We start from the raw sequence: 23,974 nt of genomic DNA, 5'->3' as shown, positions 1-23,974 counted from the left end.
ACGCTGTCCGGTCGTACGGACAACCCGCCCCTGGTGGCGGGACCGAACGACCTGGCGTACTGCATCTACACCTCCGGCTCCACCGGGCGCCCCAAAGGCGTCCTCATCGAGCACCGCTCCCTCGTCAACCGACTGCACTGGATGACCGACGACCTGGGGCTGGGCGCCGACGACGTCTTCCTGCAGAAGACGACCTACTCGTTCGACGTCTCCGTCTGGGAGCTGCTGCTGCCCGGGATCATCGGGGCAAAGCAGGTCATGCTCCGGCCGGGCGGTGAGTCCGACCCGGAGGCGATCCGCGCCACGATCCAGCGGCACGGCGTCACCACCCTGCACTTCGTGCCCTCGATGCTGAGCCACTACCTGGCCACCGTCGACAACGGCTTCACCGGCGTCCGGGTGTGCGTGTGCAGCGGCGAGGAGCTGGACCAGGACCTCGCCCGCCGATTCCTGGACGCCGCCGCGGGCACCGGCGCCCGGCTGTTCAACTACTACGGCCCGACCGAGGCCGCCGTCGACGTCACCACGCTGCTGGTCGCGGATCCGGACCAGCCTGTGACGTTGGGGCGTCCGGCGCCGAACAACCGGTTGTATGTGGTGGACGAGCGGGGTGAGGCGTGTCCGGTGGGTGTGACGGGTGAGCTGTGCATCGGCGGCGTGCAGGTGGCGCGTGGCTATCTGAACCGGCCGGAGCTGACAGCGGACCGGTTCATGGCGGACCCGTTCGTTCCGGGCGGGCGGATCTACCGCACCGGTGATCTGGCGCGCTGGCTGCCGGATGGTGAGGTGCTCTACCTGGGCCGCCGCGACAACCAGATCAAGATCCGTGGCCATCGGATCGAGCTCGGTGAGATCGAGCAGGCACTGCGTGATCTGCCGGGAGTCGAGCGGGCGGTGGTGCTGGCCCAGCGCGACGGCGCGGGGACGCAGTTCCTGTGTGCGTATCTCCAGGCGGGATCGGCTTGCCTGCCCGCCGATCAGGTGCGTCAGGCGCTGTCGACGCGACTGCCGCGGTACATGGTTCCCTCGCGTTATCTGCGGGTCGAGGAGACCCCGGTCACGCGGAACGGCAAGGTGGACCGGGGCGCACTGCTGCGGATGGCGGGTGCGGAACTCGCCGCGGGTGAGCATGTGGAGGCGTCCACGGACGCCGAGCGGGCGCTGGTGGAGATCTGGCGGTCGCTGCTCCCCGTCGAGCGGCTCGGCGTCACGGATGACTTCTTCGCGGTCGGGGGCCACTCGCTGCTGGCGCTGCAACTGGCCAGCCGCGTCAACCAGCACTTCGGGACCGACCTCCAAGCCGCGACCGTCTTCACCCACCGCACCATCACCGCACAGGCCGAACTCCTCCGGCAGCCCTGCGACGGCACTCGGGCGACCCCGGTGGAACCGGTGGCCCGTGGTGAGCGCCACGTCCTGTCCTACGCGCAGGAACGCATGTGGTTCCTGCACATGCTCGACCCGGACAGCACCGCGTACCACATCCGCACGCTCGCCGCCTTCCACGGCCCGTTCGACACCGAGTCGCTGCGGGCGGCGCTGGCCGATCTCGTCGACCGCCACGAACTGCTGCGCGTCACCTACGACACCGTCGGCGGCGAGCCCTGCCAGCGGCAATGCCCGGGCCTGCCTCTGGCGTTCGACCTGGTCGACCTGTCGGGACTCGGCACGCAGGAAGCCGAGGAGGCGGTCGCACGCGTGGTCCGCGAGGACGACACGCGCCCCTTCCGGCTCCGCGAGGAGTCACCCGTACGGTTCACGCTCCTCAAGCTGGGCGACACCGAGCACCGGCTGCTCACCACGCTCCACCACATCGCCGGCGACGGCTGGTCGGTGCGCCTCCTGATGCGCGAACTGTCGGCCCTGTACGCCCGCCGCACGGGAGGAGTCGCCGAGCCGTTGCCGGAGCTGCCCGTGCAGTACATCGACTACGCGGCCGCCGTCCGTGACCCGGCCCACCAAAAGGCCGTGGAAGGCGACCTGACGTACTGGGGGGAGCGGCTGGCCGACGCCCCGGCACTCGAACTGCCGACGGACGTCCCGGACCGGGACACCCGGCGCGGCAGTGGCCGGGTCGGGCTGACCCTGTCCGCCGCGCACGGCCGCCTGCTGCGGGACCTGGCCGAGCGGACCTCCACGACCCCGTTCGAGATCACCATGGCGGCTCTCAACCTCCTGCTGTCCCGACTGGGCGACCAGCAGGACATGGTTGTCGGCTACCCGGTGGCCAACCGCAAGAGCGTCGAACTGGAAGGAATCGTCGGCCTCTTCCTCAACACCCTGGTGCTGCGCACCGACCTGTCCGGCGACCCGGTCTTCGCCGACCTGCTGGGCCGGGTCCGCACCGGCATCCACGAGGCCTACGCCCACCAGTCGGCCCCGTTCGAGCTGCTCGTGGAGCGGCTCAACCCGGTGCGCCGACTGGACCGCACCCCCGTCTTCGACGTGCTGCTCAACTACATGGGCAGCCTCCGCGAGGAAGCCGAGATCGAGGGGCTGGCGGTCGACTTCGACGACCAGCTGTTCGAGCCCGAGGCCAAGTTCCCGCTCACCTTCTACGTGTGGGACGAGGACACGGACGCCGCCGGGGGCTCGGGCGAAGCCGAAGCAGGACGTGGCCCGCACATCGAGCTGGTCTACCGGCCCGACCTGTTCTCACCCGCCCGCGCCGCAACCATGCTGCGGCAGTTCGGCGGACTGCTGGAGCAGGTCGCCGACTCCGCCGAGCAGCCGCTGAGCGCGTACACCCTGGCCCTGGCCGGCCCGGCCGACTCCCGCCGCCGGCTGAAGCAGCCCCTTGACGTGCCCGCGCAGCGGCCGGTCACCGAGCTGATCGCGGCGCGTGCCGCGGCCGACCCCGACCGGGCCGCGGTCGCCCAGGGCGCCAGGAGCCTGTCGTACGGGGAACTGGTGCGTCGGTCCGAGGCCGTCGCGCGGCAGTTGCTGGCCCAGGGCTGCCGGCCCGGCCAGGTCGTCACCGTGACCGGCCCGCGTGGCATCGGGTTCTGCGTGGCCATGCTGGGCGTCCTGCGCAGCGGCGCCGTGTTCTTCCCGCTCGACCCGGCGCTGCCGGAAGCACGCCGTGAGCACCTGTTGAAGGTCGGCCGCCCCACCCTGTGCGTCCACGCCGAAGCCCCGGTTCCGGCGGTGGATCCGCTGACCGGCGAAGCCCAGCCACAGCACCCGGTCGGCCTGCCCACGCTCGTCGTTGACGCCCACACCGGGCTGATGGAGCGGGAAGCCCTGGCCGGCGTGCTGCCGCCCGTGGACCCGGACGGGCCCGCCTACCTGTTCTTCACCTCCGGCACCACGGGCACCCCACGGGGCGTCCTCGGACGGCACGCGTCGCTCAGCCACTTCCTGAACTGGCAGAGCAGCACCTTCGGCATCGGCGCGCAGGACCGCTGCGCCCAGCTGACCGGTGCCTCGTTCGACGTGATGCTGCGCGACACGCTGCTCGCCCTGGTCTCGGGCGGGACGACGGTCGTTCCCGAACCCACCGACGTGCTCGGGGGCAAGGCGGTCTTCAGCTGGCTGGAACGCGAGCGGATCAGCGTCCTGCACGCGGTGCCGACCCTGCTGCAGACCTGGCTGCCCGACGCCCCCGGTCTCGCGCTGCCGTGGCTGCGGCTGACCTTCCTGGCCGGCGAGCCCCTCAAGGCCGCGCTGGTGGAGCGCTACCGGTCCGCCTTTCCCGGCGTCGGCGAGATCGTCAACCTCTACGGGCCCACCGAGACCACGATGGCGAAGTTCGCCCACCGGCTTCCCGCTCAGGGGCCCCTGCCGCCGGTGCTGCCGGTCGGTTCCCCGCTGCCGGACACCCAGGGCATCGTGATGCGCGACGGAGCGGTGTGCGGCGTCGGCGAGCCAGGCGAGATCGTCATCCGGACCCCGTTCCGCACGTTGGGCTACCTGGACGACCCGGACGCGAGCACGGCGGCCTTCTTCCGCAACCCGGTGCGCAGCGACGCGGACGACCTGCTGTACCACACCGGAGACATCGGCCGCCTCCGTCCCGACGGGCTGCTGGAGATACTCGGCCGCGCCGACCACCAGATCAAGATCAGCGGCGTACGGATCCACCCGTCCGAGATCGAGCACGCGCTGGTGTGCCACCCGCAGGTGTCCGCCTGTGTGGTCGTGGCCCACAAGACGCTCCAGGACGAGTACCACCTGGTCGCCTACGTGGTCCCGGACGCCTCCGCGGAGCTCGACGGGCTCCCGGGCCGACTCCGCCGCCACCTCATCGGGCAGTTGCCGCAGCCGATGGTGCCCGCCGAGTTCATCGTGCTCGACCGGATCCCTGCCAACCCCAACGGCAAGCCGGACCGGGCCGCCCTGCCGGCGCCCCGCTTCCTCGACTCCGCCCAGGCGCCCGCCGAAGCACCCCGCAGCGACACCGAGCTGCGTATCCGCGACGCGTGGAAGACCGCGCTGGCCCGCCCCGTGCCGGGGGTGGAGCAGGACTTCTTCGAACTCGGCGGTACCTCCCTGAAGCTGCTGCGCCTCTACTCCTTGCTGGAGGAGAGCTTCCCCGGCGCCTTCCGGGTCGCGCAGCTGTTCACCCACCCCACCATCGCCCTCCAGGCCCGGCTGGCCGCACCCGCGTCCGGCGACGCGGACCCTACCCACTGCGAAGACGAGGTTTCCGAGCATGACTTCTGACGAGAGCGCCACGGCCGCCGGGGCCCGCGACATCGCCGTCATCGGCATGGCCGTCCGGCTGCCCGAGGCCGACGACACCCGGCAGTTCCTGGAGAACCTTCGCGAGGGCCGCGACAGCGTCCGCCCGTACTCCGCCGAGCGGCGCGCACGCACCTCGATGCCCGCCGACACCGACTTCCAGCTGAACGGCTACATCGAGGACATCGACTTCTTCGACCATGCCTTCTTCGGCATCTCCAGGGGTGAGGCGCAGCTGATGGCCCCCGAGCACCGTCTGCTCCTGCAGACCGCCTACCAGGCGGTGGAGAACTCCGGCCACGACCCGGCCTCCCTCCGGGGCCGCAGGGTCTCGGTGTACGTCGGCGACACCCGTATCGCGTACCACCAACTGGCCCGCACCATCGAACCGTCGATGGTGATGGGCGTGCACCTGTCCGCAATGGCCGGCCGGATCTCCCGCTTCCTCGGGCTCACCGGGCCTGCCGCCATGGTCGACTCCTCCTGCTCCTCAGGCCTGATGGCCACGCATCAGGCCGTCAACGACCTGCTGCTCGACGAAGCCGAACTCGCCCTGGTCGGCGGGGTGAACCTGAACCTCTTCGGCGAGCCCCGCACCAACGACGACGGACTGGACCTCGGCATCCGGTCCGCCGACGGCAAGACCAGGGCCTTCTCGGCCGAAGCGGACGGGACCGGGTCCGGCGAGGCCGTCGTCACCGTGGTCCTCAAGCGGCTGGGCGCTGCCCTGCGCGACGGGGATCCGGTGCACGCCGTCATCAAGGGCATCGCGGCCAACAACGTCGCCGACCGGTCCAGCTCGCTGACCGCCCCCGACAGCACCGCGCAGGCCGAGGTGATCGAACGTGCCTGGCTCAAGGCGGGTATCGACCCGGCCACCATCTCGTACATCGAGGCCCACGGCACCGCCACCCGCCTCGGCGACCCCATCGAGATCGAGGCCCTCGACCTGGCCTTCGACCGGATCAGCGGCCGGAAGGCACCCGTCGCGCTGTCCACGGCGAAGAGCAACATCGGCCACGCCTGGAGCGCCTCCGGCCTCGTCGGCCTGGTGAAGGCGGTCCTGGCGCTGCGCGAGGGGCAGCTCTTCCCCAGCGTGCACGCGCAGACCCTCAGCCCGCTCATCGACTTCACGAGATCGGCGGTCACCGTCACCCGGGAACTCACCTTGTGGGAGCCCGCGTGCGGGGTGCGCCGGGCCGGTGTCAGCTCCTTCGGCATCATGGGCACCTGTGTGCACACGGTCCTGGAGGAGGCACCGGAGCGCACACCCGTCGGCGACCCGTCGGCCATGCCGGCGGACGGGCACTGGATTCCGGTCTCCGCCAAGACCGCCACCGCCCTCGCCGCCAACGTGGCCGCCCTGCGCGCCTGGCTGGACGGCGAACAGTGGCCGCGGCTCGCCGATATCCGCCGAACCCTGGTGGAGGGCCGCGAGCATCACCGGTACCGCCACGCCGTGACCGCGCGCGACACGGACGAGCTGACGCGGGCCCTGGCCGAGGCGCCTGGTACCGATCCGGTGCCGGAGCCGGTGACCGTGCTGCTCGTGTCCGGCCGCTGCCCGGCCACCCCCGAGCTCACGGCCGCGTTCCGGGCCGCGCACCCGCAGTTTGACGCCCTGTATGTGCGGTGCGAGAGCGCGGCCGAGGCGCAGGACGTGCCGCTGGACGAGCAGTTCGCGTTCCAGTACGCCCTGCACGGGCTGCTGCGGGAGATCGGCCTGGGGTTCCGCCACGTGGTGGGCGAGGGAGCGGGCAAGCACGTGATCGATGCCGCTGCCGGGCGTGTCCCGCTCGCGGACGCGATGCGGCAGTCACGCGCCGACCGGGACCGGCAGCCCGGCCGGCCGGCCGACCTGGACGCGCGCGTGGACCGTCTGCTGGGCAAGTTCGGCGGCGAGCAGCCGGTGCTCTTCGTCGAGGCCGGCCCGCTGTCCACCGTCTCCGGCGCTCTTCGCGGACGCGGCGGCGCCGGCTACCGCGTCGTCACCGTGACCGCGGGGCCCGCCACCCTGCTCCGCGACCTGTACACGGCCGGCGTCGACTGGCGGTGGGCGACGACGGCGGGCGACGGCCTGCGCACCGAACTGCCCGCGTACCAGTTCGACCGGGTCCGCTGCTGGCTGGACGACGCGAGCGTCGTCCAGCACGAGGAGGCCTCGGCCACTGCCGACGCCATGGCGGAACCGGCACCGCAGGCCGCTGCCCCCGTCGAGCTGCTCACGGGTGTGACAGGGATCTGGCAGGAGGTCCTCGGCAGCGACGACGTCTGCGCCACGGACTCCTTCTTCGACCTCGGCGGCGACTCGATCAGCGCCCTCCAGGTCGTCAACCGGGTGCAGACTCTCTTCGGCATCGAGATCGATGTCCTCACCGTCTTCGAGTACGAGACTCCCGAAGACCTGACCGGGCTCCTGGAGGAACTGCTGGCGGAGCGGGCGGCGCCTGTCGCGGCCGAGGAACCGCGGGCCCCGCAGCCCGCGGCGCCGGTCGCGGGCGAGCCGTTCCCCGCTTCTCCCGCCCAGCTGAACGTCTGGCTGGCCTCCCAGTTCGAGGGCGGCTCCGTCGCCTTCAACCTGACCCGCAGCTTCGAGCTCGGCGGCACGGTCGACACGGCGGCGCTGCAGTCGGCGGTGGACGGCTTGCTGGCCCGCCACGACGGCCTGCGAACGTCCTTCGCACTGGATGGGGAGCACCTGCTCCAGCGGATCACCCCGCATACCGATGGGGCTGTCACCGTCGATCTGCGCACGGCGCCGACCCCCCTTCCCGACCGGCCCGAAACCGTACCGCTGATCAGGGAGTTCGCCGCCCGGCCCTTCGACCTGGAGCACGGACCGCTGCTGCGGGTCCAGCTCACCAGCTTCGAGGACGAGCGTCATCTGCTCACGCTGAGCACCCACCACATCGTCGCCGACGGCTGGTCGCTGGGCCTGCTGGTGCGTGACGTGTGGGCCCTGTACGCCGCTGCCGCCGAGGGCCGGCCGGCAGTCCTGCCGCCCGTCTCCGGAAACTACCGGGAGCACCATGTCCAGGAGGCGGAGCGCATCCGCGACCAGCGCGAGCGGGATGCCGCGTACTGGCTGGACACGTTCGCCGCCCCGCCGGCCGCCCTGTCCCTGCCCACCGGGGCAGGGTTGGCCGAAGGCCCCGCGTTCAGCGGCGCCTACCGTGACTACGTGCTGCCCGCCCCCCTGTGGCAGCGGCTGAAGTCCTTCACCCGGTCCCGGAAGGGTACGGCCTTCACCTCCGTCGTCAGTGCCTTCTCCGCCGTGCTGTCCCGCTGGAGCGAGGGCGGCGAGATGGTGATCGGCACCTCTCTGGCCGGCCGAGGCAAGCAGTCCCTGGAACAGCTCGTCGGGATGCTGGTGCGCACCGTGCCGCTGCGTCTGAGCGTGGACGAGGAAGCCGGATTCGACGACCTGTTCGAGCACGTGCGCACGACCTTCAACGGTGCCCTGAACCACGCCGACTACCCGTACGAGGACCTTGTCCGGGAGCTCCAGCGGCGCGGCATCACGCAACAGCCGGACCTCTTCGACGTACTGATCGAGTTCCAGCAGTTCACGGGCGCCGGACAGCGGCCCACCGGCCGGCCGAGCGCCGCCGGGCTGTCCGTCACCCCGGTCGACGTGACCCTCGAGACCAGTGTCTTTCCGCTCAACATCATGCTCGCGGAGCAGGAAGAGACACTCGAAGCGGCCATCCGCTTCGACACCACCCTGTTCGATCCCGCCACCGTCGACGGGATCTGGGCGGCCTTCGAGACGCTGCTGGAATCCGCCCTGGCCGATCCGGCCGGCCCGCTGCAGAAGCTGCCGCTCCTCGCCGCCGAGGAGGAGCGGCGCGTGCGCACCCTCGGCCACCGGGAGCTGGAGTTCGACCACACCTTCCAGATCCACCGGGCCATCGAGCGGCACGCCGTGGCCGTGCCCGACCGGCTCGCCGTGTCCTGCGCCACCGACCCCGCCGACCGGCGTACCTTCGCCCAGCTCAACACCCGGGCGAACCAGCTCGCCCGGTACTTCGCCGAGGACCTCGGGGTGCGCCCCGGCGAGGTCGTGGCCCTGGTCATGGACCGCTCGGTGCTGATGATCGAGTCGATCCTCGCGCTGTGGAAGTGCGGTGCCGCGTACATGCCGGTCGACCCCGGCTACCCCGCCGCGTTCGTCCGGTCCATGCTGGACTCCTCCGGCGTCCGCGCCGTCGTCCTGGACCCGCGGCAGGTGCCCGACGCGATATACGCCGAGATCCCCGCCGACTGCCGGTCCGTCGAGCTCACCGAGGCCACCGGCCGCCACCACGCCGGCACCGACCTCGAGACGCCCGTGGACGTGTCCGGGCTCGCGTACGTCATCTACACCTCCGGCTCGACCGGAGTGCCCAAGGGCGTCATGGTGGAGCACCTCGGCATGCTCAACCACCTCCACGCCAAGATCGCCGACCTCGGGATCACCGAGGACAGCGTGCTCGTGCAGAACGCCTCCAACAGCTTCGACATCTCGCTGTGGCAGATGTTCGCGGCGCCGTTCGCAGGGGGCCGCACCGTCGTTGTCGCCGAGGCGCTCCAGCTCGACCCGGTCCGCTTCGCCGACAGCGTGGAGGCGGAGGGCGTCACGGTGCTGGAGCTCGTGCCCTCCTACCTGGAGGCGATGCTCGACGCGTGGGAGCGCGCGGGGCGGGAGATCGCCCTGGAGAAGCTCGAGTACCTGATGGTCACCGGCGAAGCGTGCCTGCCTCGCCAGGTCAACCGCTGGCTGCGGGCCTACCCTGAGATCCCCGTGGTCAACGCGTACGGCCCGACCGAGGCCTCCGACGACGTCACCCACCACATCATGGCGCGGGCCGTGGAGAGCGAGATCGTGCCGCTCGGCCGGCCCGTCCCCAACACCCTGATCTACGTCCTGGACGAGCACCTGCGGGCCGTGCCCCAAGGCGCCCGCGGCGAGGTCTACGTCTCCGGCATCTGCGTGAGCCGCGGCTATCTCAACGCACCCGAGCAGACCGCCCGCGCCTTCATGACCGACCCCTTCCTGCCCGAGCGGCGCATGTACAAGACGGGTGACAACGGCCGCTGGACGCAGGACGGCCTGCTGGAATACCTGGGCCGGACCGACAGCCAGGTCAAGGTACGCGGCTTCCGCGTCGACCTCGGCGAGATCGAGCGCCGGGTGGACGAGGCCCCCGGGGTGAAGCAGACCGCGGTGGTCGTCAAGAACCGAAGCGGAAGCGACCGGGACAAGGAGCTGTACGCCTACCTGGTCCTGGAACCCGGCGGCACGGTGTCTGCCTGCCGCGACCATGTGGTGCGCGAACTGCCGCACCACATGGTGCCGAGCGAGTTCGTCGTCCTGGAGCGCCTGCCGCTGACCTCCAACGGCAAGGTGGACCGAAAGTCGCTGGCCGCCCTGGAGGCCGCGAGGACCGTCTCGGCGGCCGTCGCCCCGCAGACCGAGACCGAACGGGCCCTGGCGGGCATCTGGGCCGAGGTGCTCGGACTGGACACCGTCGGCGTCACGGACCGCTTCTTCGACATGGGCGGCAACTCGCTGCGCGCCATCCAGGTACTGGCCCGGGTCCGTGAACGGTTCGGCGCCGACGTCGGCCTGGAGCAGATCTTCGCGCACCCCACCGTGGTGGGGCTGGCGCGGCAGTTGTCGGGCGCCACCGGAACGGACGCGACCCGCGCCATCCCCCGCCTCGGCGGCCCCGGCACCTACGCAGCCGCCGCCACGCAGCGGCTGCTCCTGGACGTCGAGAGCGCGTACGCCCCCGAGCAGCGTGCCGCGTTCAACCGCAACGACCTCCTCGAACTGCGCGGCCCGGTCGACCCCGAGCTGCTGGAACGCGCCTTCGCGCTGCTGGCCGAGCGTCACGAGACCCTGCGCACGACCTTCGACCCACGCATCGAGCCGCCGGTGCAGACCGTGCACGCGCCGGGTGCGCTCGCCCCGCAGTTCCGGACGCACGACCTCGCCGCCGCCCCCGACCCGCAGGCCCGCCTCCAGGCGTTCGTCGAGCAGCGCATCCGGGAGCCGTTCGACATCACCGGGCAGCCGCTGGTCCGGGCCGACCTGCTGCGCTCCGGCGAGGACAGCCACGCGCTGCTCACCTCCATGCACCAGCTGGTTTCGGACGGGACGTCGGCCGTCGTGCTGCACCGGGAATGGCAGGAGCTGTACGACGCGCTGGTGGCGGGCCGGGCGGCCGAGCTGCCCGCGCTGCCCGTCCAGTACAAGGACGTGGCGGCCTGGCGAAACGGCCGGCTCGACGAGGAACGCCAGCAATCGCACCGCGAGTTCTGGAAGCGGGAACTGGACGGCGCCTCCTCGCGGGTGCCGCTGACCGGGGACTTCCCCCGGCCGTCGATGAGCGCGCTGGCGGGCAACCGCCTGCGGCTTGCCGTGCCCACGGGCCTCGCGCGACGCTTCGCCGAGCTGGCGAGCGAGCTGGGAGTGACGGAATTCGTGGTGGCGCGCGCCGCGGTCGGCCTCCTGCTGGCCGCCGAGACCGGGCAGGACGACCTCACCATGGGCACCTACACCCAGGGCCGCGGCCGGCTGGAGCTGGAGGGCCAGATCGGTTTCCACATCAACACCGTCCCGCTGCGGTTCCGGATCCGGCCAGGGGAGGACGTTCACGGCCTGCTCTCGCGGACCCAGCACGAGGTGCTGCGCGCCTTCCGGCACGAGGAGTACCCGTACGGCTGGACCATGCGCGATCTCGGCTGGGAGCGCGGCACCGACCGCAGCCCGCTGTTCGACGTCATGGTGGCGATGGACCGGCTGGACGACGACGAGCGGGCGCGCCGCAGCGGCGGCGTCTCGTTCGAGATGCGCGAGCTGCCGCGGCGCTCGAAGGAGGCCGACCTCCAGTTCGTCTTCCTTCGCTCCGCCCGTGGGCTGGAGCTCGCCCTGACCCACAACAGCGAGCTCTTCGGCCACGAACGAGCCCAGGCCCTGCTGGAGAAGCTCTGCTCTATTCTCGACACCATGATCGAGAACGGGCCGATGGCCCAGATTCTGGACCGCGAGGGGGCCTCCCATGACTGACCACGATCTGCTGGCAGGACTCGACGGAGAGCGCCGGGCCGTGGGGAGCAGCACCGGGCGGGGAGGTGTCGTCCGGGAGCACGCGGCGGACGGCTCCGAGCGCCGGATCGTGTACGCGCGCTGCGCCCCCGAGGAACTCGACGAGGTCATCAAGGAGGAGACCGACCTCGCACAACGGCTGTCCTACACCCTCGAATGGAAGGTCTACGGGCACGACACTCCCACGGACCTCGGTGAGCGGCTCATCACCGCGGGCTTCGAGCCCGACGACCGGGAGAGCGTGCTGGCGCTGCCGCTCTCAGAGGGCGCCTTGGCGGCCTTCGACCCGGCAGGCCGGGACATCCGGCGCGTGGTGAACGAGCAGGGCCTCGACGACTACGCAGAGATCGCCGCCGCGCTCGGCAGGCGCGACGCGCAGCAGGAGAGACAGCGGCTGGCCTGCGAACTGCGGGACGTGCCGGGGGCGATGAGCATCCACATCGCCTATGTGGACGGACGACCGGCGGCCTGCGGCCGGGTGTACTTCCGACCGGGCGGCCCGTACGCCGAGCTGGCGGGCGGCCGCACCCGGCCGGAGCACCGCAGGCAGGGCCTGTTCACCGCGCTGGTGGGCAGCAGGCTCCGGGAGGCACGGGACCGGAGCCGCACGCACGCCTTCGTCGACGCCCTGCCGACCTCGGATCCCATCCTGCGCGGGCGGGGCTTCGAGCCGGTGACCTGGACCCGGCCGTTCGTGTACGAGCCCGGCGCCTGACAACGACAGGGGCACAGCAAGGAGGACTGACGTGGCGGCAGATGTCGTCGTGGTGGCCAGCGGGCCGAACGGCTTGGCGGCCGCGGTCACCATGGCCCGGGCCGGTCTGTCGGTCGCCGTGTACGAGGCGGCGGCCGACATCGAGGGCGGGCTGCGCACGAAGGCGCTGTTCCGCGACGACGTGGTGCACGACATCTGCTCCGCCGCTCGGCGGGCAGCGCAGCCTCCCCGGGATCCGCGTGCTCCGCTGCTCCTGGGGCTGGGCATGCTGCGCCACGGCAGACCGTGGGCCCGGCGTGCCTTCGCCGGGCAGGAGGCGGCGGCCCTGCTCGCCAAGGTCGCCGCCCATGTGGTCGGCCGTATGCCGACTCCCCGCCCGCTGCTGCCGCGCGCCTACCGCGCGGACCTGCGGGCCTTCCGGTACCGCCCCGGCGCCGCCAAGGTCGACCTCCTCACCTCGGGGCCTGTTCCCCGGGCCGACCCGGATATGGGACGGGCCGGCACGGTGCACCTCGGCGGCCGAGGATCGCAACCTCGCAGATGTCCAGACCCTCGGCATCAACGCGGGCGTGGCGGTCGCCGTTCGGGACGGCCGAGGAGCGCAACACCGCGACCAGCGTGGCCGACGACGCGACCGGCCAGTGGCGGTCGCCCTCCGGGGCGGCCGAGGATCGCAAGCGCTTGGAGACCCGTTGCCGCGTTGCAGGCCGTTAGCCTGTCGGTATGTCAGAGCGTGTCATGCCCGGTCGCACGGACGGCCTGATCACCCTGGGTGCCGCGGACGCTCTGTGGGTCGATTTGACGGCCGACAGTGCTGTGCCGACGGCTTCTGGGGCATTCACCTGCTCTCCTGCCCATGCCCGGGTGGGATACGTCCTGCTCGGCGGCCATGTGGTGGCGACGGTGAGGGCGAGCGGCGGGCAGTGGAGTGTTCCGGAGGTTGAGGTGCGCCGGGCGGCCGCGGAACTGAACGCGGTTGGGATGGATCGGCAGGACCTGGTCCGCATCGGTCCGTTTCGTGGGGCGCCGAGGCAGGAGTGCAACGAGGAAACGCCGCTGCGTTGGCGCCGGCGCATCACGGGGGAACTGCGGGAGCTGGGCGGCCCCGAGAGGGCAGCACGACGTGAAATCGGCCGGCCGTACCATCTGGCGGGGATCGACTGGCGACAGATACTCGTGGAGCAGACCCGCGACGGGACGCAGCGGACGTGGTGGCTGCCGCGCGCTGTGGTCAGGCTGCTGGACGCGGCCGAGTACACCGAAACGCAGTGGGTGCAAGCCGCGCGGACCCACCAGGCAAGCGCAGCCGTCACCGGGCCGCCCTCCCACCCCCGGAAGGCCCGAGATGCCGGCGGTCGGCAGACGACGAGCCCCGAGGGCCCCACCGCCTCACTGCGCCCGTACAAGAAAGAGCTGGAAGGCCAGCTGTACTCGGTGCTCAGCAGGAAGCCCGGTACCTCCCGCAGGGTGGCCGGGTGGGCGTGCGCCGTCTGCCGCACCGCGCCCGCCACCGTGCTCGACCACTGCCACGAACACGGCTACGTCCGCGCCCCCGTCTGCCAGTCCTGCAACACACAGGAACGCCCCGACCACCTGTACAGCAACGACATCCGCGTGGCGAACCGCTACACACGCCTCTTCCACACCGACACCGACGACTGGCTCCGCCACTGGCACCGCTGCCCCGGCTGCCGCTCACGCACCACCCTGCCCCTGCCGCACCTCGCCGCATGGACCGCCCACATAGCCTGCCGATCGCTGCGCCCGACCCACCGCGCCCCCCGCGGGCGCAAGCCCTGCGGTGTCCTGCGCGTGTCCTGGACGGGCAGTCAGAACGCCCCCCGTTCCTGCCTGCTCACTGTCGCCGTCGACTTCTGCCCCTCCGGCGAGCACCGTGTCCTGGCGCAAGTCCCCTACCGCGAAGCCGCCGAGCGGTTTCGCCTCTGGTTGGCCGAGACGGCCCCTGCCGTGGCCGCCGCGGCCGGTCCTGACCGCTTGGACGGCCTCCCTGCCCAGTTCCGGCCAGTCATCGCGGACACCAGCGGCGAGGGCCTAGCACTGTTCTGAGCGGGTACCGGGAGACCTGACACCCCAACGTCACCTCGCAGCTGCTGACCCCCGACACGGTCACCCCGCACGCCCCAGCGAAATGCGCAGCGGGCGGTCGGTGTCCGCGTCGAACGCCACGGCCTGGGCGTGCCCGGCGAGCCCGGGCGCGGCCGCGGCAAGGCTGGCCTCCCACTGAGCGGGGACGCTTCCGCCGACGGCCGGGGCGACCAATGCCGCGCCGCGGTGCCGAGTCCGAGCGGGTCGTGGCCGTCTTGGTGACCGCACCCGGCGGACCGACCACCAAGACGAGGGCCCGATCGGTCCGTCTCGCGCGCCGTGTTCAGCGACTGGTGTCGGTCATCCGAACTCGGGCGTCATGGCGGCGGCCATCTTCAGATGCAGAGAGGCTTGGCCCTCATCCCCCAGGCGCTGGAGGGTGCGACCGAGCATGAGCCTCGCATAGGAGTCGTCCGGCGCGTCGTTGATCAACTGCTCCAGCATGTCACGGGCCCGGCTCAGTTGCGCGGAGTGGAAGTAGCCGCGGGCCGCGATACGACGGACGTTCAGGTCATCCGAGTGGTCGTCGAGCAAAGGCTTCAGCAGGGTAAGGGCGCCCAGCGGCTGCCGCTGGTCCAGCAGGGACTCGGCCCAGCGCAATCGCTGGACCTCCTCCGGCACCTTGCGCTCGAAGTCGCCTCCGGCGAGAAAGTCCGCGATCACCTCTGGCGGCTGGGCGCCGGCAAGGGCCCGGTCACCGACCACGATCGTTGGTGATGTCGTGATGCCTCGCGCTTTGCCGATCAGAAGAAGCTCCCGTACCTCTCGGTCACCCGCGTCGGTGTTCAGTAGCTCCGCGCCCTCGGCGAATCCGGAGCGGACAGCGGCCATCCTGAGGCGACGGCGGTCACTGATGTCGTCGCCATCGATGAAGTGGGCCTTCAGCACCTGCTCGGCCACCTCGTTCTGCAGCGCAGCGCTGCCGCGCTCCCGGGCCAGGTGGAGAAGACGGTGAGCGTCATGGCTGCTGGCGCGCCAGGCCGCTCCCCACTGTGGCCCCAGTCCTTCGTCCGCCGCGATCTGGGAGACACGGACCCGGTTCTCCGCCGGAGACAGGTCCGGGGCGCACTGCCGCAACGCGGCGTCCACCAGCGGATCGCGCCATGTCTCCTCGATGGGAATCGCCTGGTCCGGCGTGGTCGGGTCGATACGGAACGGACGCCATACCACCTCGGCCCCGGCATCGGCGAGTGCCGGACTGGCCAGTGCCTTCTCAAGGCGCCGCTTACCGATGTATGCCCATGCGCAGACCATGTCTGCCCAGATCTCGACTCGCATACCCGGAACACTAACCGACACCCGTCGATTACCAAAGCAACAAATGCTGGTTAGTGTGGAGCCATGAACCTGGACGACCCTCGTGCCCAGCGCAGCCGGGCCCGGCTGCGCACGGCGATCCTGGAACTCGCCGCGGTCAAGGACCCCGCCGCGATCACCATGTCGGAGGTCGCCAAGCACGCCGACGTGAACCGGGCCACCGTCTATCAGCACTTCCCCGACGTGAACGCGCTCGTGACGGACGCCATGGAAGACGCGGTCGAGCATGTGGCGCATGCGGCAGCTCTGTGCCCTCTCGACGCGCCTGGGGACGATGTGCCCCAGCCGTTGAACGATTTATTCCAGGGCATCGCCGACAACGCAGCCCTGTACCGACGCATGTTGGGCCCCCAGGGAAGTGCATTGCTCGCCGCGCGCATGCGGGAGCGGCTGACCACCGAACTCGTCACCTCATTCCGCGAAGGACGCCGCCCTGCCGGGTTCGACGATGTGCCGGACGAAGTACATGCTGCGTATCTGGCCGGCGCCTTGATCGGCGTGATCACCACCTGGATCACGAAGAACGCGTCGGTCTCCGCGCCGACGATGGCCCTCGCCTTCTGGAGGATGTTCCGGCGCTGACTCCGCCAGCCAGCCGGGCGCGGCGATGGCGCCAGGTGGGAGCGTCCAATCAACAGCGGATCTGCTGATCAAGGAGAGACGCCAAGTGAGTGAGACGACGATCGAGCAGGTAGCGGCTGGCGGGGAATGCGGCGGAGGGGCAGGCGGCGTGCACGGGCAAACGGCACCCCGGGCGCGGGTCAGGTGAGGTTCAGCGGAGTAATGCCGGTACCCGCACACAGCTCGGGTTCCAGCGACAGAACCGTGAGCGGCTCCCCCGCCTTCACCGCGTGCCAGGCGATCGCAGCCGCGTGAGCCACCGGCCAGTCCACGGCTCTCCAGTCCAGCGCATCCACGGCATGCGCAGCGGTGAACGCCGAATTCGTGCCGTTCACCACTGGCTGTGTCACTTCGGGGGAACCTCAAACCACTGTAAGATACAAACTAGCCGGTTTTTTTCGTGAGAGACGGCGCAACCCTCATACATCAACCATGCAGGTGGAGGAGGCGAGAGTGGCGAAGCAGGATCGAGCCATCCGTACACGTCAGACGATCCTGTCGGCAGCGGCCAAGGTCTTCGAAAAGCACGGCTATCAAGCAGCCACCATCACCGAGATACTCGCCGAAGCGGGAGTGACGAAAGGAGCCCTGTACTTCCACTTCCAGTCCAAGGGAGAACTGGCCCAAGGAGTACTCAGCGAGCAGGACCAGCGCCTCACCGTCCCCGACCGGCCGTGCAAGACGCAGCAGGTCGTAGACGTCATCATGCTGCACGCCCACCGACTGCAGACCGACCCCATGGTCCGCGCCGGTGTCCGCCTGTCCCTGGACCAGCAAGCACAGGACCTCGACCGCAGCGGCCCCTTCCTGAACTGGAGCCAGATCATGCGAGGACTCCTGGAAAAAGCACAGGCCCAAGGAGAACTCCTCCCCCACGTTGCACCCCACGAAACCTCTGACGTACTGGTAGGCAGCTTCGCCGGCATCCAGGCAATGTCACAAGCACTCAGCAACTACCAAGACCTCGACGAACGCGTCCGCTCCCTCCTCCGCCACCTCCTGCCCAGCGTGATACTGGCATCCGTACTCGCATCGGTAGACCTCTCCCAAACACGAGGCAGGACCGTCTTCACCGAACTCACCGAAACACCCGCCAAGAAAACCAACACCCCAGCCGGCCAGAACCCGTCCAGCGGTCCGGGAACAGACCGCCCCCGGCACCTCACCCCATGAAAACCCCCATGCCGCAGAGCGTATGCGCGTACCAGGATCTACTGGCCGGACCTCGGCCCTGCTGCGGCACCTGTTGCCCAGCGTGGCACTGTCCTCCGTGCTCGCTCTGTAGACCTCACTCCGAGCCAGGGCGAGACCGTCTTCACCGAACTGCGGCCCCGGCTGTCCGACCAGGAGCAGACGGCAGGCCAGTGACTAGTGTGATGCACCGCAAATCGCGAGGGTAAGTTGCCACCCTTTTCCTGTGTCGCATCCTGGGCCTTCTGCTGTGTCGATTACGTTGTCTGAGGACGAGCGTGCCGAGTTGGTGCGTCGGGCGGAGGCGTGGGACCGGAGGGCGGCCGAGCGAGCCCGGATCATTCTGGCGTGTGCTGACGGTATGTCGAATGCTGCTGTCGGGCGGCTTGTTGACGTCCAGGCCAAGACGGTGGGCAAGTGGCGTCGCAAGTTCGCGGCCGAAGGACTGGCCGGCCTGCAGGATGCGGCCCGTATCGGTCGGCCGAAGGCCGACCTGCTCCTCAGTGACGGCGAGCGGGACCAGTTGGTGCGCTGGGCAAGGCGCGCGAAGACCGCACAGTACCTTGCGCTGCGGGCCAAGATCGTGCTGCGCTGCGCGGAGGGCGGGACGAACCGGCAGGCCGCGATGGACCTGGGCGTCGACGAGTCGACCGTCGAGCGCTGGCGGGCCCGGTTCGTGCAGCGGCGGCTGGACGGGTTGCAGGACGAGCCGCGTCCCGGCAGGCCTCCCTCGATCCTTCTCGACCAGGTCGAGGATGTGCTGGTGACAACGTTGGAGTCGACGCCGGGCCGGGACACGCACTGGTCACGGGCCTCGATGGCCGCGCGCACGGGGCTGTCGAAGTCGACCATCGGGCGGATCTGGAAGAAGTTCGACCTCAAACCGCACCTGCAGGACAGCTTCAAGCTGTCCACCGACCCGCAGTTCGTGGACAAAGTGGTGGACGTCGTCGGGCTGTACCACAACCCGCCCGAACGGGCAGTCGTGCTCTGCGTCGACGAGAAGAGCCAGATCCAGGCGCTGGACCGGTCCCAGCCAGTCCTGCCGATGATGCCGGGCATGCCCGAACGCCGCACCCACGACTACCTGCGGCACGGCATCACCAGCCTGTTCGCGGCCTTCAACATCGCCGACGGGACCGTCATCAGCGAACTGCACCGGCGCCACCGGGCCCTGGAGTTCAAGAAGTTCCTCACCACCATAGACAAACCGTCCCCACCGAACTCGACGTACACCTGGTGTGTGACAACTACGCCACCCACAACACCGCCGAGATCAGGACCTGGCTGGACCGGCACCCTCGCTTCCACATCCACTTCACCCCGACCGGATCGTCCTGGATCAACCAGGTCGAGCGCTGGTTCGGCTTGCTGACGGACAAGCTCATCCGGCGAGGCGTCCACACATCCGTCAAAGCTCTCGAGGACGACATCAAGTCCTGGATCGACACCTGGAACCAGGACCCGAGACCATTCACCTGGACCAAGACCGCCGACGAGATCCTCAAATCCCTCGCCGACTACCTCGCCAAGATCAACCCACCCAGCCAGACATCAAAGAAATAGTTACCCTCGCGATTTGCGGTGCATCACACTAGTCGGCATCGACGTCAACATGGCCTTCGCGGCGGACGCCAACGGGCTGAACGTCGGCCTCGGAGCGCCGACACACGTCAAGGCCCCGGTCTTCGACCCGGAGCTGCCCGCCTCGTGGCTGGTGGACCTCTCCCACGTCGACCTGTCGAAGGTGAAGGTCGGCAAGGAGTGGGCCCGGATCAACCTGTACAGGAAGCTGCTCAAGCACGCGGCGTGCACCGGCCAGTACCCCGTCGCGATCGTCTCCGACTGCGTCGTCCACGCGGTCGACGGCGCGAGCCCGCTGGATTTCCTGCCGTACCGGGAGAGCAAGCCGCTGCAGGGCGGCTGCAAGCTCGGGGTCGACCCCGGCCTGGTGGAGCACGAGGGCACGCAGACCACGCTGTGGGGCGAAGGTGTCAGGGAGCACTTCAAGGCCCCGGAGCTCAACCTCGCCCGGTACATCAAGGACGGCACTGTCACCGACGTCGACAACGGGGAGGAGGTAGGCGATGAGCATATTCCGGGACGGCCTGGATGCTGCAGTGCAGAAGGCGTTCACCCGCCCGGCACCGAAGTCGGCCAGCGCTCAGATGCGGTACCTGGTCAAGCAGTACAAGGGCACCAAGGCAGTCGCCCAGATGCTGCGGGTGTCCCAGCGCACCGTCGAGCGGTACGTGAAGGACCAGATCAAGAAGCCCCGCCCGGACCTCGCCGCGCGCCTGGAGCGCGAGGTGAAGGCCCGGTGGCAGCCGCAGATCCGAGCCAAGGCGAGGGAGAAGCCCAGGAGCAGGGCGCCAGCGACGACCGGCTCAAGGAGATCGCGGCCGAAGCGCTCAAGGAGGTGTACTTCCAGAACGGTGGCCGCCGCGCCGGGAGCCTGGAGGAGGTCCGCTTCACGGACGTGGAGCACCTGGAGTTCGACCTGTAGCGGGCGCTTCCCCGAACAACGAGTGAGCCCCGGTGTTGAGCCGAACGATAGTTGTCACCAAGGCGGGCTTGTTGTCACCAAGATCATCTGCGCGACGTGACAGCTCGCCGAATAGGTGTCCTGTCGCGCTATGGCTGTCGGATTCTCAATGCTTCTCTTTTGCGCTGTCGGATGGTGGGCGGCTCTTTTGCGCTGTCGGATGGTGGGCGGCCGGTCGCGCGGAAGTGAGTCCGGTCCACCGCTCCAGTTCGTCCGTGTGACTGCCAGATGCTGTTGCCCGGGCGACCGATGTAGCTTCCTTCGAGGTCGGCTCACCCTGGCGGGAGAGCAAGGTCAGCGGCCAGGTCGGGGGGCCCGACTGCTCGCCGTCGAAGGGCTGCCAGTCCCAGGCTGCGTCGAACCGCCAGGCACGCCCGTTCCGGTCGGCGACCTCATCACCCGGTTCGAGGAAGGAGTACGGCCGGAAGAGCAGCTCGATATGTATCGGTTCCCCGTGGTTCGGATCGATCGTGTAGCCCTGGTCCTCAAGTTCGAGGTCTCGGGTCTCGCCCTGCCGCAGGACTTCGAGGTAGGACGCCGGCCGGGGCAGCATGCCGGTGACCAGGGGCGGATCGAAGTGATGGATCGCCTGGACGTGCACCACGGTCGCAGGGATTCCGACCTGACAGGTGCCACCCGGCTTCAGTGCGGTCTCCGACGGTTTCGTTCGGAAGATCTCCCACTCACGGGCTTCGGGCGTTGGAAGCGCCCTTCGGCCGTTCCACCTGATGTTCTCGGCCTGCGGATCCACCTTCAACCACGGCCACAATACGGACACGTAGTAGCGGCTTACCGCAGTGACAGCGGTCTCGGTGAACGCGCACTCCAGCAACAGCACGTCTCCGGGCCGGTAGTCATGACTCATGGAAACATTCTGCAGGGCTTCGCTGCAATGGAACTCCCTCTGCTGCTCAGGCGGTCCACAGGCTGCCCCGGCCGGCGACAACAACGGTGCTTCGGCCCTGCCGGTGACAAGTAGCTCGCCGGTCGGGTGGCAGCTACGATGCCTCACCTCGTAAGAACCGCAGGTCAGTGCAGGCCCTCGGTGACAGCCATCGTGCTTCCGAGCACAATCAGGAGCCGTGCCCACCTCTCCTGATCCCACTGTCCTGTACCCCGACGTTGCGACCTTCGGCAGCCTCGCCACAGCACTCCGGGCCGAGGCGGAAGCCTGCCTCGGCGCCGTGCCCGTCACGTCCCCCGACTGCGCTCCGATGCTCCACGCGACCGTCGCGAGTACTCTGCCGCACCGTGAGACGCTGCAGATCAGCGCATGGTTGCACGAACGGTGGTGGTCGATCCGTGGCGAGGAACCGTTCCAGAGCCTGGCCTTGATCGATGGCAGGACGAACGATCTGTCGGAGGTTGCCAGGGCAGCTCGGGCGTGGCACGACGGGGCATCCCTGGACGACATCCGCCAGGCGGCGCCCTTCGTGCACCTGACCGGCCGGTTCGAGGTACCCGACCACGATCCCGCACGCCTGACGGAATCCGAGTGGCAGAGCATGCGCCAGGAGGCAGGCGAACTGGAGTACGCCTGACAGGAGACGTACCAAGCCCTGATCGAGGCAGCGCACGCCGAGCAGGCTCTGCGCGCCCTCTATCCGTTCACGAGCCACTGGGCGCTGCGCTTCTCGACCACCACCCGCCCGCACCTGACCGTTGTCGGACCGTGCCCGACAGCGAACAGCGACGGCCTGTATGGGGTGGGCCGGGGCCAGGACCTCGGCCGGTTCGCCACAGCGCACGAGGCCGTTGCGCTGGCTGTGTGCCAGCTGCCGTCCGGCCTCGGCCCGGTCGCGCTCGGCGGATGACCCGACCCGGCACCAGAGCCGTGCCGACCACCGTCCGCACAGGCCCGGAATTGCCGCCGCAGGTCCCACATCCGGCACGTCCCTCGGGACGGCGACCTCGACCGGCCCGACGTCGGTCAGCACCGTCTTGCTCCGGGTGCCCTTGCGGCTGTTTCCGCTGTTTCTCCCGGTCGGCTTGTCATAGCCGACGTGGTCAGTGATTTCGCCCCCCAGTGCGGACTCCAACACCCGCTTGGTCAGCAGCAGCCCGCCCTCGCTGGTGAGCTGGAGGCCCTCGGAGCGGACCCGGTCCACCAGCATCGCGATCAACTGTCATCCGACACGGCGCCGGCCACCGGACCAGCCTCAACCTCGACCGACTCCAACTCGAATGCTTGCTCGGTCACTTGACGCATCACCCTTGATCGGTAGATCCGCCGCCAGCCCCACAGCCCCGGTCGCTTTCACCCCGCGCGGCTTCCAAGCTGAGAGAGAATCGCCCGTTGCTCTCACTCGTGAGCTTCATGTGCGAAGAATTCTCGGGTCACAGCCACGGCGGAACCTCCCAGTTGGAGGTCATTCGCTCATCTTGCCTGTGCAGTAGGGCAGTTGATGCGGCTCTTCCCGGGCGAGGCGGTCGAGCCGCTCGTAGAGCGCGCGGACGAGCCGGGCGCGGTCCTGGACACAGGAGAGGGTGCCTTCCAGCGAAGCGGACAGCAGCTGTCCGGCCGCCTACGTGGTCGTCCTGCCCCGCTGACGGCTACCGCTTCGCCGTGGCCGTGCCGCAGAACTCCGCCTCGATCAGCTTCTGGGTTTCACCGGTCCAGTCGGCGTTGAAGTTCGCGGCAAGGGAGTGCTCCCCATCCCGGGTGACCTGGGCCTCGGAATGGGACCCGTGGATGCCGCCGCCGTGCCCCCAGACCTCCTTGCCGCAGCTCAGCTTCTGCCGCATGAGACCGAGCCCGTAGCCGACGCCGGGCAGGTCGGGAGAGATCTGCACGGTGTCGGTCATCTCCTTCATCTCGGCCGCCGGAAGCAGCCTGCCCTTGAGCAGCGCACGGTAGAAGGTCTGCAGGTCGTTCGCATCGGAGACCATCTCGCCGGCGGCGCCAGCGATGCTCGGATTGAGCTCGGTGACGTCGTACGTGGGCCTGCCGGTCTCGCGGGAGAGCTTGGAGTAGGCGCGGGAGTTCGGCTCGGGCATGCGGGAGTCGGTGCCGGGCACGGAGGTGGCGCGCAGCTTGAGCGGCTGGACGATCCGGTTCTCAATCGCATTGCCGTAAGGACGTCCGGTCACCTTCTCGACGACCATCCCGGCCAGCACGAAGTTGGTGTTGGAGTAGTTCCAGTCCGTCCCAGGGGCGAAGTCGGGCTCGTGCGCCATCGCGACGGCGACGAGCTGCTTCGGGGTCCAGGTGTCGTAACGGCGCTGCAGGAAGCCGGGACCGAAGACCTCCTCCTGGAAGGCCGGGTCCTCGGTGTAGCTGTGGATGCCGCTGGTGTGGTTGAGCAGCTGGCGGACGGCGGTCTTCCGCCCGTCGTGCCCGTGCCCGCGCACCACACCGGGCAGCCACTTCTCAACCGGGTCGTCAAGGTCGAGCCGGCCCTCGGCCTGGAGCTGGAGCAGGACGCTGGCGGTGAAGGTCTTGGTGATGGATCCGACCCGGAAACGATCGTCCCCCTTCCGCTCCCCCGCGGTGCCGACCCAACGGGCCTTTCCGTCACGGGCCTGCGCGACGGCCCCGGGCACGCCCTCGGTGACGGCCGCGTCCAGGGCCTCCTGGGTGGCGGCGTGGGACGGCTTGGCCGGCGGCCCGGCGGCGACGGCGGGCGCGGCGAGCGCGGTGGCGGTGATCCCGGCGACGAGTCCGGCGGCGAGGAAGGTACGGACGGTACGTGCGGCTGACATG

General features: G+C 69.8%; 13 protein-coding genes and 5 pseudogenes. 12 read left to right on the top strand and 6 right to left on the bottom strand.

The features are described 5' to 3' along the window. Positions 1–33: 33 nt before the first annotated feature. The 5 genes from ACH4EW_RS30245 to ACH4EW_RS30225 are packed head-to-tail and all read left to right on the top strand — an operon-like array spanning position 34 to position 14,558. Positions 34–4,665 carry an amino acid adenylation domain-containing protein gene (locus ACH4EW_RS30245; protein WP_398262379.1) on the top strand — a complete coding sequence of 1,544 codons (4,632 nt, stop codon included), beginning with the start codon at positions 34–36 and terminating at the stop codon, positions 4,663–4,665. Beyond that, entirely contained in the window at positions 4,655–11,737 is a 7,083-nt protein-coding gene (locus ACH4EW_RS30240) for an amino acid adenylation domain-containing protein (RefSeq protein WP_398262377.1), read from the top strand. The genes ACH4EW_RS30245 and ACH4EW_RS30240 overlap by 11 nt, the downstream gene beginning before the upstream one ends. After that, on the top strand, positions 11,730–12,491 hold the full coding sequence (locus ACH4EW_RS30235; protein ID WP_398262375.1) for a GNAT family N-acetyltransferase: 762 nt from the start codon (positions 11,730–11,732) through the stop codon (positions 12,489–12,491). Before ACH4EW_RS30240 ends, ACH4EW_RS30235 begins: the two co-directional genes overlap by 8 nt. 31 nt (positions 12,492–12,522) lie before the next feature. Beyond that, positions 12,523–13,254: an NAD(P)-binding protein gene (locus ACH4EW_RS30230; RefSeq protein ID WP_398262373.1), complete on the top strand. Its 732-nt coding sequence runs from the start codon at positions 12,523–12,525 to the stop codon at positions 13,252–13,254. Further along, positions 13,215–14,558, top strand: coding sequence for an endonuclease domain-containing protein (locus tag ACH4EW_RS30225; RefSeq protein WP_398262371.1), 1,344 nt, complete (start codon positions 13,215–13,217; stop codon positions 14,556–14,558). Before ACH4EW_RS30230 ends, ACH4EW_RS30225 begins: the two co-directional genes overlap by 40 nt. A gap of 60 nt (positions 14,559–14,618) precedes the next feature. Here the strand turns inward: ACH4EW_RS30225 and ACH4EW_RS30220 are convergent, their stop codons facing one another. Both ACH4EW_RS30220 and ACH4EW_RS30215 read right to left on the bottom strand, forming a co-directional pair. Continuing rightward, positions 14,619–14,771: a hypothetical protein gene (locus ACH4EW_RS30220; RefSeq protein ID WP_398262369.1), complete on the bottom strand. Its 153-nt coding sequence runs from the start codon at positions 14,769–14,771 to the stop codon at positions 14,619–14,621. A gap of 126 nt (positions 14,772–14,897) precedes the next feature. Beyond that, positions 14,898–15,875 (bottom strand): DsbA family protein, encoded by a 978-nt coding sequence (locus ACH4EW_RS30215; protein WP_398262367.1) that lies wholly within the window; start codon positions 15,873–15,875, stop codon positions 14,898–14,900. 63 nt (positions 15,876–15,938) lie between these two features. Here ACH4EW_RS30215 and ACH4EW_RS30210 point away from each other — a divergent pair, with 63 nt between their 5' ends. Then, entirely contained in the window at positions 15,939–16,496 is a 558-nt protein-coding gene (locus ACH4EW_RS30210) for a TetR/AcrR family transcriptional regulator (protein ID WP_398262365.1), read from the top strand. A 179-nt stretch (positions 16,497–16,675) separates the two neighbouring features. On the opposite strand, the gene ACH4EW_RS30205 is transcribed toward ACH4EW_RS30210, so the two are convergent. Continuing rightward, positions 16,676–16,885 carry a hypothetical protein gene (locus ACH4EW_RS30205; RefSeq protein WP_398262363.1) on the bottom strand — a complete coding sequence of 70 codons (210 nt, stop codon included), beginning with the start codon at positions 16,883–16,885 and terminating at the stop codon, positions 16,676–16,678. A 103-nt stretch (positions 16,886–16,988) separates the two neighbouring features. Between ACH4EW_RS30205 and ACH4EW_RS30200 the strand changes: the two genes are divergently transcribed. The 4 genes and pseudogenes from ACH4EW_RS30200 (at position 16,989) to tpg (ending at position 20,232) form a co-directional block, all read left to right on the top strand. After that, a complete protein-coding gene (locus tag ACH4EW_RS30200; protein ID WP_398262361.1) occupies positions 16,989–17,708 on the top strand; it encodes a ScbR family autoregulator-binding transcription factor in 720 nt (239 codons plus the stop codon). A gap of 268 nt (positions 17,709–17,976) precedes the next feature. Further along, positions 17,977–19,292 (top strand): annotated as a pseudogene (locus tag ACH4EW_RS30195) (IS630 family transposase). Positions 19,293–19,320: 28 nt separating this feature from the next. Continuing rightward, positions 19,321–19,803 (top strand): annotated as a pseudogene (locus ACH4EW_RS30190) (hypothetical protein); the annotation flags it as partial. A 10-nt stretch (positions 19,804–19,813) separates the two neighbouring features. Further along, positions 19,814–20,232 (top strand): annotated as a pseudogene (gene tpg, locus ACH4EW_RS30185) (telomere-protecting terminal protein Tpg). A 145-nt stretch (positions 20,233–20,377) separates the two neighbouring features. Here the strand turns inward: tpg and ACH4EW_RS30180 are convergent. Beyond that, positions 20,378–21,136 (bottom strand): hypothetical protein, encoded by a 759-nt coding sequence (locus ACH4EW_RS30180; protein ID WP_398262359.1) that lies wholly within the window; start codon positions 21,134–21,136, stop codon positions 20,378–20,380. A 217-nt stretch (positions 21,137–21,353) separates the two neighbouring features. Between ACH4EW_RS30180 and ACH4EW_RS30175 the strand changes: the two genes are divergently transcribed. Together ACH4EW_RS30175 and ACH4EW_RS30170 are read left to right on the top strand one after the other, a co-directional pair. Further along, positions 21,354–21,812, top strand: coding sequence for a hypothetical protein (locus tag ACH4EW_RS30175; RefSeq protein ID WP_398262383.1), 459 nt, complete (start codon positions 21,354–21,356; stop codon positions 21,810–21,812). 15 nt (positions 21,813–21,827) lie between these two features. Then, positions 21,828–22,085: pseudogene (locus ACH4EW_RS30170) on the top strand (DUF6193 family natural product biosynthesis protein); the annotation flags it as partial. A gap of 78 nt (positions 22,086–22,163) precedes the next feature. On the opposite strand, the pseudogene ACH4EW_RS30165 reads toward ACH4EW_RS30170, so the two are convergent. Together ACH4EW_RS30165 and ACH4EW_RS30160 are read right to left on the bottom strand one after the other, a co-directional pair. Then, a pseudogene (locus ACH4EW_RS30165) lies at positions 22,164–22,480 on the bottom strand (transposase); the annotation flags it as partial. Between the two features lie 344 nt (positions 22,481–22,824). Continuing rightward, on the bottom strand, positions 22,825–23,973 hold the full coding sequence (locus ACH4EW_RS30160) for a serine hydrolase domain-containing protein (protein ID WP_398262357.1): 1,149 nt from the start codon (positions 23,971–23,973) through the stop codon (positions 22,825–22,827). Position 23,974: the final 1 nt, after the last annotated feature.

The organism is Streptomyces sp. NPDC018000, assembly GCF_044328025.1.
Classification (GTDB): Bacteria; Actinomycetota; Actinomycetes; order Streptomycetales; family Streptomycetaceae; genus Streptomyces.
Note: the sequence above shows the minus strand (reverse complement) of the source record. Positions and strands in the feature narration are given on the sequence as shown.